General features: G+C 25.1%; 14 protein-coding genes. 11 read left to right on the top strand and 3 right to left on the bottom strand.

What is annotated here, in order from left to right:
- Nucleotides 1–2: 2 nt before the first annotated feature.
- Nucleotides 3–950, bottom strand: coding sequence for a phospholipase A (locus tag CNZW441b_RS06415; RefSeq protein WP_216681330.1), 948 nt, complete (start codon nt 948–950; stop codon nt 3–5).
- On the bottom strand, nt 943–1,521 hold the full coding sequence (locus CNZW441b_RS06410) for a molybdenum cofactor guanylyltransferase (RefSeq protein ID WP_216681329.1): 579 nt from the start codon (nt 1,519–1,521) through the stop codon (nt 943–945). Before CNZW441b_RS06410 ends, CNZW441b_RS06415 begins: the two co-directional genes overlap by 8 nt.
- Nucleotides 1,522–1,584: 63 nt before the next feature.
- Between CNZW441b_RS06410 and CNZW441b_RS06405 the strand changes: the two genes are divergently transcribed.
- From CNZW441b_RS06405 to CNZW441b_RS08155, 10 genes are all read left to right on the top strand, one after another.
- Complete coding sequence (locus tag CNZW441b_RS06405) at nt 1,585–2,892, top strand: NFACT RNA binding domain-containing protein (RefSeq protein ID WP_216681328.1); 1,308 nt, start codon at nt 1,585–1,587, stop codon at nt 2,890–2,892.
- Nucleotide 2,893: 1 nt separating this feature from the next.
- On the top strand, nt 2,894–3,220 hold the full coding sequence (locus CNZW441b_RS06400) for a hypothetical protein (protein WP_131186726.1): 327 nt from the start codon (nt 2,894–2,896) through the stop codon (nt 3,218–3,220).
- A gap of 8 nt (nt 3,221–3,228) precedes the next feature.
- The gene (locus CNZW441b_RS06395; protein ID WP_200218845.1) at nt 3,229–3,957 is read left to right on the top strand and encodes a phosphatidate cytidylyltransferase; all 729 of its coding nucleotides are present in this window, start codon (nt 3,229–3,231) and stop codon (nt 3,955–3,957) included.
- The gene (gene dxr / locus CNZW441b_RS06390) at nt 3,954–5,021 is read left to right on the top strand and encodes a 1-deoxy-D-xylulose-5-phosphate reductoisomerase (protein WP_131186724.1); all 1,068 of its coding nucleotides are present in this window, start codon (nt 3,954–3,956) and stop codon (nt 5,019–5,021) included. The genes CNZW441b_RS06395 and dxr overlap by 4 nt, the downstream gene beginning before the upstream one ends.
- A 9-nt stretch (nt 5,022–5,030) precedes the next feature.
- Nucleotides 5,031–6,431 (top strand): peptidoglycan D,L-carboxypeptidase Pgp1, encoded by a 1,401-nt coding sequence (pgp1, locus tag CNZW441b_RS06385; protein ID WP_131186723.1) that lies wholly within the window; start codon nt 5,031–5,033, stop codon nt 6,429–6,431.
- Nucleotides 6,428–7,435 (top strand): tRNA (adenosine(37)-N6)-threonylcarbamoyltransferase complex transferase subunit TsaD, encoded by a 1,008-nt coding sequence (tsaD, locus tag CNZW441b_RS06380; protein WP_131186722.1) that lies wholly within the window; start codon nt 6,428–6,430, stop codon nt 7,433–7,435. Before pgp1 ends, tsaD begins: the two co-directional genes overlap by 4 nt.
- Before the next feature lie 9 nt (nt 7,436–7,444).
- Nucleotides 7,445–7,975 (top strand): prepilin-type N-terminal cleavage/methylation domain-containing protein, encoded by a 531-nt coding sequence (locus CNZW441b_RS06375; protein ID WP_216681327.1) that lies wholly within the window; start codon nt 7,445–7,447, stop codon nt 7,973–7,975.
- Nucleotides 7,962–9,179 (top strand): DUF2920 family protein, encoded by a 1,218-nt coding sequence (locus tag CNZW441b_RS06370; protein WP_216681326.1) that lies wholly within the window; start codon nt 7,962–7,964, stop codon nt 9,177–9,179. The genes CNZW441b_RS06375 and CNZW441b_RS06370 overlap by 14 nt, the downstream gene beginning before the upstream one ends.
- A gap of 49 nt (nt 9,180–9,228) precedes the next feature.
- Nucleotides 9,229–9,384, top strand: coding sequence for a hypothetical protein (locus CNZW441b_RS08160; RefSeq protein ID WP_244985435.1), 156 nt, complete (start codon nt 9,229–9,231; stop codon nt 9,382–9,384).
- Nucleotides 9,385–9,449: 65 nt separating this feature from the next.
- Nucleotides 9,450–9,641, top strand: a complete 192-nt coding sequence (locus CNZW441b_RS08155) for a hypothetical protein (RefSeq protein ID WP_244985434.1) — start codon at nt 9,450–9,452, stop codon at nt 9,639–9,641.
- Between the two features lie 249 nt (nt 9,642–9,890).
- On the opposite strand, the gene CNZW441b_RS06360 is transcribed toward CNZW441b_RS08155, so the two are convergent.
- Nucleotides 9,891–11,099 carry a DUF2920 family protein gene (locus tag CNZW441b_RS06360; protein ID WP_131163889.1) on the bottom strand — a complete coding sequence of 403 codons (1,209 nt, stop codon included), beginning with the start codon at nt 11,097–11,099 and terminating at the stop codon, nt 9,891–9,893.
- A gap of 55 nt (nt 11,100–11,154) precedes the next feature.
- On the opposite strand from CNZW441b_RS06360, the gene CNZW441b_RS06355 reads away from it, so the two are divergent.
- On the top strand, nt 11,155–12,657 hold the full coding sequence (locus tag CNZW441b_RS06355) for an amino acid adenylation domain-containing protein (RefSeq protein ID WP_216681325.1): 1,503 nt from the start codon (nt 11,155–11,157) through the stop codon (nt 12,655–12,657).
- Nucleotides 12,658–12,876 lie beyond the last annotated feature (219 nt).

Raw genomic sequence — 12,876 nt, 5'->3', positions numbered from 1 at the left:
CTTTAATAAGAAATCAAGAATCCGCTTGATAACCTTTGAACTTTTTTATTAAAGTCGATTAAACTTTCCCCGTATCCATTAAAATATTGCAAATACCAATATATACCATTATCAAATAAATCATAACCTAAATCAATTTGTAAAGCCCCTTTGTTATTTGAAAATTTAAGATTATTTCTAATAAGTGTATTTACAAAGAATTTTTTATTAAAATAGGTTAAATTAATATCGAAATTCCCCATATAATGAATAATTGCTGGATTATCATCAGTGTTTTTGCTTTCTGGAATTCTATACCAAATACGAGGAGTAAATAAAAAATTCCCGTATAAAAAAGAGCTACTAAGATAAATTCTATTCCATGATCTTGATCTTAAATTTTCATCTCCTTGTCCATTGGATTCGTGTAGTAACCCTAAGCGTAAATTTTTAAATATTTCATTACTTTGTGGAAAATCAACAAAAAACTCTGGTTGGTAGTTTGTTTCTCTAAAAGGAGAAGAGTGATTATAAATTTGCCACCATGAAGTTTGAGTATAAGCTATATAATATTTCTCGTTTAAACCAAACAAATTTTCAAATAAACGTTTTTTTATACTGATTTGAAATTTTGCTTCCATTTTGTTATAGTCTTGATTAGTGGACGCAAAATTATATGCTAAGGGTAGAAAATAATTCATTTTGTAAGTTTTTATTCCAAAGGCGTTTAATTTCCCTTTTTCTATATAATCTGTCAAGTTAGTTTTGGATTCTTGTTTGACTGAAATAGCATCTTTATTTTTTAATGTTGTGTTTGAGTCTATATTTAAATGCTGTTCTCTTAAGGCTAGTTTTTTATAAATTTGCATAGCCTTTTTAAATTCACCTTTTTGTTCATATTCTAAAGCTTTTTGAAAATCATTAGCATATAAAATTGCACTCAATAGTATAAATAACAAAAATTTATTCATTTAATCTTCTTTTAAAAATTTCATATTCTTGATAAAAATTTAGATTGATAAAGGTATCTTCGTTATCAAAATATACTTTTTTAATCTTAACCTTATCAAGTAAGATCCCAATTTTATGTTCATTTTTTTCTAATAATTCTTTGCAAAGTGGAGCTAAAGAACTATGATAAAAACCACATAATGGATGATTATATTTTTTAGTTTTAGCAATAATGACTTTATAATCTTGTTTTGTAAATCGAGCTAGATGATCAATTTCTTTAAAACCAATATTAGGAGTATCAACACTAATAATAAAAACAAAATTATTTTTATAGCTTTTTAATATAGAGTAAAGAGCTAACATTGGGGAATATCCGTTAAAACTTACATCATCTAATATTAATTTAAAAGCACCTTGAAATTTATCATTTTTAGCGCTAATAAAAACTTTTTTAAAAATGATAGAAAATTTTTCAAATTGAAATTGCGTAAGGGTCTTAGAGTCTAACATTAAAAGACTTTTATCTTGTCCCATACGACTTGACTTTCCTCCGCATAAAATAACACAATCAAAGTTTAATTTTTTCATCGATACCTTTAAATTTAATACAAGATTTTATCATAAATTTGCAAAAGTATTTTATAATTAGATATGAAATATAACGAGCTTTTGCAAATTAAAAATTTTTTTACTGACTTTAAGAAAATTGATTTTATAAGACGCATTGATGATAATATCTTAGAATTAAGCTTAGATAGACAAAAATTTATTATAGATCTAAATAGATCTTTAAGCGCTATTTATCAGGCTAAAATTACTGTAAAAACTTATAATGCTCCTTTTGATTTTATGCTTAAAAAATATTTTAATAATGCTTATATTAAGGATATCGAGGTTTTAGAAAATAATCGTATTTTGTGCTTTTATACAGAAAATCAAAAGTCTTATAAAAATTATCAAAATAAAATTTATTTTGAATTTACAGGTAGAAATACGAATGTTATTATTACAGATTATAACAATATAATTATAGAAGCTTTAAGACACATTGATAAAAGTTTTCGTCCTATAAAACCTAATTTAAAATTAGAAAATTTAAAACCTTATGAAATTAAAGAAGAATACAAAGAAATTAAAGATTTTAAAAAGTATTTTCAAGAACAATTTGACAATTTATATCAAAAAAGATTAGAAGAATGTAAAAATATAAAATTAAATACTCTTAATAAAAAAATGCAAACGATAAAAAAATATTTATCCTCTTTAGAAAAGGAAGATGATTTATTAAAAGAAGCTGAAGATTATAGTTTTAGAGCAGATGTTTTATTTGCAAATTTAAATAATTTAAAAGAATATGAAAGAAAATTTGAACTTAAAGATTTTTATGGCAAAACTATATTTTTCGATCTAGATTGCAATCCAAAACAAAGTGCAAATATTTTTTATAAAAAATCAAAAAAGCTCAAACAAAGGGCTAAAAATATAAGTATTGAAAGAAGTAATCTTTTAGAAAAACTTTATTTTTATGAAAAACTTTATAAACTTTTAGAAAAAGCTAAAGATCTTTTTGAATTAGAACTTTTATTTCCAAAGAAAAAATTAAATGAAAATAAGAAAATACAAAAAGATTCTAATATTATAGATTTTTATTTTAATGAATTTAAGATTAGTGTTGGAAAAAATGAAAGAGGTAATGAATATTTACTTAAAAATGCAAAAAAAGAAGATTTATGGTTTCATGTTAAAGATTTCTCTAGTGCACATGTTTTTATTACTTCAAATAAACAAAAAATAAATGAAGAAGTGGTAGAATTTGCGGCAAAACTTTGTGTGAATTTTTCAAATTTAAAGTCAGGTGCTTATATAGTCGATTATACAAAGAGAAATTTTGTTAAAGTTAAAGAAAAAGCTTTTGTAAATTATATAAATTTTAAGAGTATTAAAATAATAAAGGAGTAAAATGCCAGTCTCTCCTATAGGTAATATGAATTTTATCAATCAAAATATGACTTATCCAGCAACTCAAACAAGCAATGAATTAGCTAAAGAAGGTTTTGCGTCTATTGCAAATATGAATGAGTTTAAAGATAAAGAAAAAACAATTGATAAACTTGAAAAGGTAAACGAAACAAAAGAGATTAGTCAAGAAGTTAAAGAACGTTCTCAAGATGAAAAAGAAAAAAAGAAAAAAAAGTTTAAAAATAATCAAAAAGATAAGGAAAATGATGAAGAAGAACAAAGTGAAGAACAACAAAAAAATATTCATCATTTAGATATGAGTATTTAGGAAAAAAAATGTTTGATAAAACGAGAATAATTTCAGCTTTTATAATGATTATAGCAATAGCAATTGTTGCTTTAATCAACCAATTTGTTATAAATTTTATTGTTTTTGCAGCTTTATTATATTTTGCATTTTATGAAGCAAAAAATCTTTTTAAATTAGAAAATGCTTCAATCATTCCAGTTTTTATTACTTTTATTGTGGGAAGTTTAACAAAAGAAGCTTTATTGTTTGGAATTTTGGCCTTTTTGTTGATTGTTGGATATTTAGTATATAAAAAAGCTGAAAATTTAAAATTATCTTTTATTTATCTTTATCCTACTTTACCTATTTTAGCACTATGGCAGGTGTATTTAAGTTTTGGAATGTTTGCTTTGTGTTGGCTTATTTTAATTGTTGCAAGTTGTGATAGCATGGCATATTTTATTGGAAAACTTATAGGAAAAACACCTTTTTCAGCAACGAGTCCAAAAAAAACTTTAGAAGGAGTTATAGGAGGAATTATTTTTGGTGCTTTGATAGGAACTTTAATGGGAATCTTCGTTTATGATTTTTGGTTAAGTTTAATTTGTTCTTTTTTTGCTTCGATTTTTGCTGTAATTGGAGATTTGATTGAAAGTTATTTTAAAAGAGATGCAGGGATAAAAGATAGTGGAGATTTAATTCCAGGCCATGGGGGAATTTTAGATAGAATTGATGCTATAATAATTGCTTCTTTTGTAATGGTTGTTCTTTTATGATTCTTTATGGTAGCACAGGAAGTATAGGGGTTAATACTTTAAGATTAGCTAAACGCTATAAAATTCCTGTTTCAGCTTTAGCTTGTGGGGATAATATTAAATTATTAAATGAACAAATTGCTGAATTTAAACCTAAATTTGTTTGTATTAAAAATCCAAAAAATAAATCTTATGTCAATCATAAAAATGTTTTTAGCTCTCAAGAAGGGTTGGAAAAAATTCTTGAAGAATGTGAAGATAAATTGTTTGTTAATGCTATTGTAGGTTTTGATGGCTTAAGAAGTTCTTTAAAGGCAAAAGAACTTGGAAAAGAAATCGCTTTAGCCAATAAAGAAAGTTTAGTTATAGCTGGAGAGTTTTTAAAGGGAGCTAAGATTAGACCTATTGATAGTGAACATTGTGCTTTAAATTTTTTAATAAAAAATCAAAAAAATATTAATAAACTTTTTATTACAGCTAGCGGGGGAGCGTTTTGGAAGAATAAAATTAAAGATTTATCCAAAATGAAAGCTCAAGATGCGCTAAAACATCCAAATTGGAATATGGGAGCAAAAATTACCATTGATAGTGCCACCATGGTCAATAAACTTTTTGAAATTATAGAGGCTTATTATTTATTTAATACTAAAAATATTGATGCACTCATTGAGCCAAAATCTTTAATCCACGCTATGTGTGAATTTAAAGATGGTACTAGTACAGCGTATTTTTCTTATGCTGATATGAAATTAGCCATTTCTCAAGCTCTTTTTAAAAATAACCAATATAAAATTTTAAAAGCTATAGATTTTACTAAATTACCAAGTTTGAGATTTTATAAAATAAGCATTAAAAAATATCCTATTTTTGCATTAAAAGATGAATTTTTAAGCCATCCTCAAATTGGAGTTTTAATTAATAGGGCAAATGAGATTATGGTAAAAAAATTTTTAAATCAAGAATGCAGTTTCTTGGATATTTCAAAAAATATTTTTAAAGTTCTAAATCATTTTGGATATCCAAAAATTTCAAGCATTGAGGATATTTTTGAATACGATAAAAGAGTGAGATATTATTTAAAATAACGGGGTAAAATGAAATATTTATTGGTTTTTTTTATTTTTTTAACACAAATTTTTGCTTACAATCTTGAATTTAGCGTAGGAGAAAATGGTAGAAGTTTAGATGATAATAATACGGTTTTGATTTTTGGAGGAATCCAAGGAGATGAGCCAGGAGGATTTCATGCAGCAAGTTTATTGTTAAGTGATTACAATATTACCAAAGGTAAGATTATAGTTGCTCCAAATCTTGCTTTTGATAGTATTATTAAAAGAAGCAGAGGAACCAACGGAGATTTAAATAGAAAATTTGCAAATATTAGTCCAAAAGATCCTGATTTTAATACCATTAAACGTATTAAAGAATTGATTTTAAGACCTGAAGTAGGTATGGTTATCAATTTACATGATGGCTGGGGTTTTTATCATCCAACTTATATAAATTCGTTAAAAAATCCTAATCGTTGGGGTAATTCAAGCGTTATAGATACAAGTGAAATTAATGCAAGTAAATACAATGATCTTGAGAATATAGCCACTCAAACCATTAATCAAGTAAATTCTTATTTGGTTGATCCAAAACATGAATATTTTTTAAAAAATACTAAAACAAGAGAATCTGGTGATACTCAAATGCTAAAAGCTTTAACGTATTTTGTTATATCACATCATAAGGCCGCATTTGCCAATGAAGCAAGTAAAAATTTAGCAGTTCATTTAAGGGCGTATTACCATCTTTTGGCTGTAGAAAATTATTTAAAAACAGCAGGGATTGAATTTAGTAGAAATTTTGAATTAACCCCAGAAGGTGTTTATAAGGCAATTAATAAAGAAATTGAAGTAAAACTTTTCAATGATAAAATTTTACTATGGCTTGAAAATCCTAGAAAAGTGATTAAATTTTTGCCCTTTCCGGTTAATAAGGATTTAACATATAATGCTAGTAATGAACTCACAGCAGTTATTGCTGAAAATAATTCATTTTTTATCCAATACGGGAATAGATTTCAAACGAGAATTTATCCAGAATATTTTGAATTTAGCGATGCCTTTAATAAGGTAGAAATTATTGTTGATCAAAATAAAACTCAAACATATTCTTTTGGTGAAAAAATAAAAATAAAAGATAATTTTTTAATACCAAAGATGCAAAATGTTCGTGCAAATGTGATAGGTTTTGATCATTCAAAAGATGAGAGTAATATAGTAATTTATAAAAAAAATATGCAAAAAGAATATTCTTTAGATAGGAATGGAAAAATTTATCGTGTTGAATTTTACGAGCTAAGAGGAGCTAATTTACAAGAACAATTTTTAAAACAAAATGAAAAAGATAAGCTTATTAAAAATGTTAAAATTCCAAATATGCAAATTTTAAAATCAGCAAGTAAAAAAGATAAATTTTTAGGTTCTATTTTAGTGGAGTTTGAATGAAAAATCTTATTTTAGCTATAGAAAGTTCTTGTGATGATAGCTCTATAGCAATTATAAATAAAGATAATTTTAAATGTATTTTTTATAAAAAAATTTCTCAAGAAAAAGAACATTGCAAATATGGTGGAGTAGTACCAGAGCTTGCTGCAAGACTTCACAATGCAGCTTTGCCAAATATCTTAGAACAATGTAAAATTTATTTTGATAGGCTTTGTGCTATAGCTGTAACTAATGAACCTGGGCTTAGTGTAAGTTTGATAAATGGTATTACTATGGCAAAAATTTTATCTTTAAGTCTTAATATTCCTTTGATTGCAATCAACCATTTAAAAGGGCATATTTATTCTTTATTTTTAGAACAAGAACTTTTGCTTGATATGGGTATTTTGCTTGTAAGTGGTGGTCATACTATGGTAATAAATCTTGATAAAAATAAAAATTTAAATATCATAGCAAGAACTTGTGATGATAGTTTTGGGGAAAGTTTTGATAAAGTAGCAAAAATGATGAATTTATCTTATCCTGGTGGAGTTGAGATTGAAAATCTGGCTAAAAAAGCAGTTCATAAAAATTTAAATTTTTCTGTGCCTATGTTGCATTCAAAGGATTTGAACTATAGTTTTTCAGGGCTTAAAAATCAAGTAAGACTTGAGATATTAAAATATAAAAATTTAGATGAGGGTATAAAAGCTGAGATTGCTTATGCCTTTGAAAATGCCGCTTGTTTGCATATATTAGATAAATTAGAAAAGATTTTTAAAAAATATTCTTTTAAATTTTTTGGTATTGTTGGGGGTGCTAGTGCAAATTTGAATTTACGCTCTCAAGTAGAAAAATTATGCGAAAAATATAATACTAAGTTGTATCTAGCTCCTCTTGCTTATTGCTCTGATAATGCTTTAATGATAGCAAGAGCAGCTATAGATGCTTATAAAAATAAAGATTTTGTAAATATTGAACAAGAAATTTTAAGTCCAAAGTCACTTAATTTTTCAAAAATTTAAGGAAATAAAATGAAAAAAGCTTTTACTATTTTAGAGCTTATTTTTGTAATTATTATTTTAGGAATTTTAGCAGCTATTGCTTTGCCAAAATTAAACATCAGTAAAGATGAAGCAGAGCTCAGTAAATCTTTAAATAATCTTAAAATTTTAATTAATGATTTGAGTATTTATGCTTTAAAAAATGATAAACTTTCTACCCTTAGAGCAATGAGCAATGTAAAAGAAATTCAAAATGTAGATTTAAGTCAGATTAGCGGTACTAAAGAAGTTTTTTTTAAAGTTGGTAATGATGATAAATGTATCAAACTCATTTTTATTGATAAGCTAAATTTTACTTTAATGGGAATTGCAAGCAATGATACTATAAAAAATCTCATAGAAAATGTAGCCAATACTTCTTCTTTAGAGGCTTTAGAAAATGCAGATTTTACTTCTAATTCTAAGGATAAAGCTTGTGTTAGTTTAAGTAAAAATGAAAATTTCAAAAATATTGCTAGTAAGGTTTATGTTTTATTAGGAGAAATGAGTGCTAATAAATAAATTTTATGAAATAAATTCTTGTGATGATGTTGAACTTAATATAAAAAGAGAAAGTAAGCTTGAGTATAGAATTACTTTTGATGATAGTAAAGATTTAAAAGCTATAGTTTTTATTATAGGTGGCTTAGGCTCTAATACCAACATTTCTTTTTTAGATTTTGATAGAGAATATTTAGCTAAAAATTTTGATGTAGTAGTGGTTAATGTTTTTTATCATTGTTTTTGTGCAAGAAAAAGTATAAATGAAAAATACAATCCAAAAATTGTGCCTAATGAACAAGATTTACATCAAATACAAAAACTTTTATCTAATATAGGTTTATCACATATTATAGCAGATGAGAAAAATTATTATAATCTTCTTTATCCTACTATAGAAGAACATATTAAAAAATTAAAAGAAGAAAAAATCATTGAAAAAGATATTAAAGCTTATTTTAATTGTGATTTTATCCCACCAAATAATGACTATCAAAACTATGGTATTATGGCAGCAATTGATCATATCAATGCTTTAAAAGATATAGTTAAAAACTATCCTGAATTTAAAAATTTGCCTAAAATTTATGGGGGGGGGTCTTATGGTGGATACTTATCCTTGCTTATAGCTAAGATTGCTCCTTGGTATGTTGATGGGGTGGTTGATAATTCTGCGATCACTATGCCTTTTATTCCACATATTTTAGGAAGAGAGACTGAAATTGCAGAATTTGTATTTAGTGGAGAAAATGTAAATTTAAATTGTTATGTAAAAAAATATTGGACACGTAATATAAATTCTCCTTTTTATCTAGATGATGATAATTATATAATTAGATCTATTTTAAATCAAAGACACATTCAAATTCAAAAAGAATTAAATTCTAATATAATCTATATTCACTACCATAGCGCAAAAGATTTTGGTGCTCCTGCTAAAGATAAAATAGAACTTCATAAAATCTATAAAAACCTAGGCTTTGATTCTACTTTACATTTAATAGAAAGTGAAGATCAAATTGATGGAAAATTAGTTAAAAGTTTAGAACATGGTTTAAGAATGACTGATAAGGCTTTATTTAGACAAGAATTACCTATAGTATTAGAAAAATTAAAAAATAGAAATTCTTTTATGAAAGAAAATTCTATTTCTTATCCTTGTAAAAATAAAGTTTTTACTTTTAAAGATAAAGAGGATAAATTTGTTTTGGAAATTAAAAATTAGATTTTTAGATTAAATGATATTTTTGTAATAATAAAATTAAAGGTTATAAATGAAATTAACAATTAACAATCACTCTATAAAAGCCATAAGCGTAGTTTTACCTAAAAATTTTCGTACCCAGCAAGAACAACTTAGCTATATTGGTTTAAGTGAAAATAAATTTAAAATTTTACAACAAAACAGTGGTATATTAAATCCTTTATAAGCGATGAAAATACCTATGCAAGTGATTTAGCGAGTAAGGCTTTAGAAGAATTACTAAATCAAAATTTGATTAAAAAAGATGAAATCGATGCACTAATTTTTGCAAGTTTTACTCCTGACTTTCTAGCTCCGTCTTGTTCTAGTTTGATTCATAAAAATTTAAAATTAGATAATCGCACTTTATGTTTTGATATTAATGTATTTTGCTGGGGATTTTTGCTAAAATTATTTAGAGATAGCTACATGTTCTTTTTTTAATACCCCTCACAGATAGCCTAAGAGAATATGGAGATACTCTGATCAATAAACTTGTTTTAGATCTTATTTATTTACAAAAACAATCAGCGAAGGGGGGGGGGGATTAAGAATTTGTGCTTAGGTTCTTTTGGAACAGGAATTGTTTTTAATATTTTAAAATTAAAACTTGATTTTAATGAATTAAAAAGCTTTATAAAGATTTTAGAGTAAGTTTTTTATTTAAAAAAACTAAAAATTTAACAAACCCACTTATTTAATTTCCAAAACAAATTTATCCTCTTTATCTTTAAAAGTAAAAACTTTATTTTTACAAGGATAAGAAATAGAATTTTCTTTCATAAAAGAATTTCTATTTTTTAATTTTTCTAATACTATAGGTAATTCTTGTCTAAATAAAGCCTTATCAGTCATTCTTAAACCATGTTCTAAACTTTTAACTAATTTTCCATCAATTTGATCTTCACTTTCTATTAAATGTAAAGTAGAATCAAAGCCTAGGTTTTTATAGATTTTATGAAGTTCTATTTTATAACTTGCTGGATCGCTATCTTTGCTACTATGATAAGAAATATAAATGATATTAGGATTTAATTTTTGCTGGATTAAAAGATGATTTGAATTTAAAATTGAACGAATCATATAGTTTTCATCATCAAAATAAAAAGGCGAGTTAATATCTCTATTCCAATGATTTTTAAGAAAAAATTCTATGATATTATGGGGAAATTCTTCATAATATTCACATAAATTCATCTCCCTTGCTAAAATACGCTTTAAAGGTGGCAAAGCTGAACCTGAATTATCAACCACCCCATCAACATACCAAGGAGCAATCTTAGCTATAAGCAAGGATAAGTATCCACCATAAGACCCCCCCCCATAAATTTTAGGCAAATTTTTAAATTCAGGATAGTTTTTAACTATATCTTTTAAAGCATTGATATGATCAATTGCTGCCATAATACCATAGTTTTGATAGTCATTATTTGGTGGGATAAAGGTTGAAGTAAAAATGGCTTTATAGTTTTTATCAAGTTTGTTTTGATTTTTTAGTTCTTGTATATGTTCTACTAAAGCATTAGCGTATAAAGGAGCATTTTGTGCATCAATATTTTTAATATTTAAACCGAAATTCTCCAAATTTTGTTTTAATCTTTGAATATCTTGAGGCAAAAAAACTTTAATCGCACTATATTTTTCATCTAAACTTTTTCTCATACAAAAACAATGATAAAAAACATTAACTACTACTACATCAAAATTTTTAGCTAAATATTCTCTATCAAAATCTAAAAAAGAAATGTTGGTATTAGAGCCTAAGCCACCTATAATAAAAACTATAGCTTTTAAATCTTTACTATCATCAAAAGTAATTCTATACTCAAGCTTACTTTCTCTTTTTATATTAAGTTCAACATCATCACAAGAATTTATTTCATAAAATTTATTTATTAGCATGGTAAATCTTTTTAGTTTTTTAGTATTATAATAAAAATTTTTTAAAGGTGTTTATATGGTTAGAAGTATTTATGATTTTTTAGAAAAAAGTGTTTTAAAATTTCCTGAAAAATTAGCTTTTGTAGATGCTTTTGGTTCAAATTTTAAAAGTATAAATTATAAGGAATTCAACATTTTAAGCAAAAAACTTGCAAGTAAAATTGCTAAAGATTTAAATGATTCTTATACACAAAATTCTATTTTAATTCTTTTGCCTAAAAGTATTGATTGTCTTATAAGTTTTTTTGGTGTGAGTTTAAGTGGGAATTTTTATACTCTTTTAGATGAAAAAACTCCAAAAGAACGCATAGAAAAAGTAATAAATATTTTAAAACCAAAATTATTAATCACTTCAAAAAATTTAAAATTTGATTTTAATTTACCAACACTTTATACAGAAGATTTTGTAAATTTTGATATAGATGAAGCTTTATTAGAAGAAGTTAAGGAAAGGCATATAGATACAAATTTATTATATGTTTTTTTTACAAGTGGGAGTACAGGAGTGCCAAAAGGTGTTTGTATTTCTCATAAAAGTGTGATTGATTATACTTTTTGGGTGTGTGAAACTTTTAACTTAAGCGAACATGAGATTCTGGCTAATCAGGCTCCGTTTTATTTTGATAATAGTATTTTAGATATATTTTCAAGCGTTAAAGTAGGGGCAACACTTCATTTATTGCCTAATCATCTTTTTGCTTTTCCAAATAAAATTTTATCTTATTTAGAAGAGAAAAAAATAAATATGATTTTTTGGGTGCCTTCGGTGCTTATTTATTTTGCCAATACCAATGCTTTAAAAGATTTTAAACTTTATCTTAAAAAAGTTCTTTTTTGTGGCGAAATTATGCCAAATAAACAACTTAATTTTTGGAGAAAAACTTTACCAAATACAGAATTTTTTAATCTTTATGGGCCTACTGAAATTACTGATGTTTGTTCTTTTCATAAGGTTGAGAGAGAATTTAAAGATGAAGATATTTTACCCATTGGTAAAGCTTGCAAAAATACCGAGCTTTTAGTCTTTGATGAAAATATGAATTTTATTAGTCCTAAAGAAGTAGGTATCAAAGGAGAACTCTATATAAGAGGAACTTGTTTATCATTAGGCTATTATAATGATAGCGAAAAAACAAAAAAGGCTTTTATACAAAATCCTTTGCATAATAATTATTTAGATTTACTTTATAAAACAGGGGATATTGTAGCTTATAATGAGTTTGGCGAACTTTTGTGTTTTGGAAGAAAAGATAATCAAATAAAATATATGGGACATAGAATAGAACTAGGAGAGATAGAAAGTGTAATTAATTCTCATTTAGAGATTAAAAATACTGCTTGTATTTTTAAAGATGAGATTATTTGTTTTTATGAAAGTAAAAAAGAACTTGATTTAAAAACTTTTTTAAAAGATAAATTAAATGCTTATATGATACCTAAACGTTTTATAAGATTAGATAGTTTTAAACTCAATCAAAATGGCAAGATTGATAGAATAGTTTTAAATGAGTTTATTTAAAGAATTTAAAAAGGCTTATATAAAGGTTTTTTACTGAGTAATTATTATGAGAGTCTAGATAAATTACAAGAAAAATACAAAAAATTTAACATTTATATAAGAAAGAGATAATTATTTTTTCTATGAAAACTCTAGGCTTTATTTTTTGTCAATGAGATTAAAGATTTTTCTTTAAAACTAAGTTTTATTGGAATTTTAAGAAAAAATGAGTTTTCTTTT

This window comes from Campylobacter novaezeelandiae, assembly GCF_018968685.1.
GTDB classification, from domain to species: domain Bacteria; phylum Campylobacterota; class Campylobacteria; order Campylobacterales; family Campylobacteraceae; genus Campylobacter_D; species Campylobacter_D novaezeelandiae.
This window is presented reverse-complemented; position numbering and strand designations above follow the sequence as displayed.

Coding starts and splice junctions, on each gene's coding strand:
- CNZW441b_RS06360 (WP_131163889.1), bottom strand. CDS start 11,099: ATGCTAATAAATAAATTTTATGAAATAAATTCTTGTGATGATGTTGAA.
- CNZW441b_RS06355 (WP_216681325.1), top strand. CDS start 11,155: ATGGTTAGAAGTATTTATGATTTTTTAGAAAAAAGTGTTTTAAAATTT.
- CNZW441b_RS06410 (WP_216681329.1), bottom strand. CDS start 1,521: ATGAAAAAATTAAACTTTGATTGTGTTATTTTATGCGGAGGAAAGTCA.
- dxr (WP_131186724.1), top strand. CDS start 3,954: ATGATTCTTTATGGTAGCACAGGAAGTATAGGGGTTAATACTTTAAGA.
- tsaD (WP_131186722.1), top strand. CDS start 6,428: ATGAAAAATCTTATTTTAGCTATAGAAAGTTCTTGTGATGATAGCTCT.
- CNZW441b_RS06375 (WP_216681327.1), top strand. CDS start 7,445: ATGAAAAAAGCTTTTACTATTTTAGAGCTTATTTTTGTAATTATTATT.
- CNZW441b_RS06405 (WP_216681328.1), top strand. CDS start 1,585: ATGAAATATAACGAGCTTTTGCAAATTAAAAATTTTTTTACTGACTTT.
- CNZW441b_RS06415 (WP_216681330.1), bottom strand. CDS start 950: ATGAATAAATTTTTGTTATTTATACTATTGAGTGCAATTTTATATGCT.
- CNZW441b_RS06395 (WP_200218845.1), top strand. CDS start 3,229: ATGTTTGATAAAACGAGAATAATTTCAGCTTTTATAATGATTATAGCA.
- CNZW441b_RS06400 (WP_131186726.1), top strand. CDS start 2,894: ATGCCAGTCTCTCCTATAGGTAATATGAATTTTATCAATCAAAATATG.
- pgp1 (WP_131186723.1), top strand. CDS start 5,031: ATGAAATATTTATTGGTTTTTTTTATTTTTTTAACACAAATTTTTGCT.
- CNZW441b_RS08160 (WP_244985435.1), top strand. CDS start 9,229: ATGAAATTAACAATTAACAATCACTCTATAAAAGCCATAAGCGTAGTT.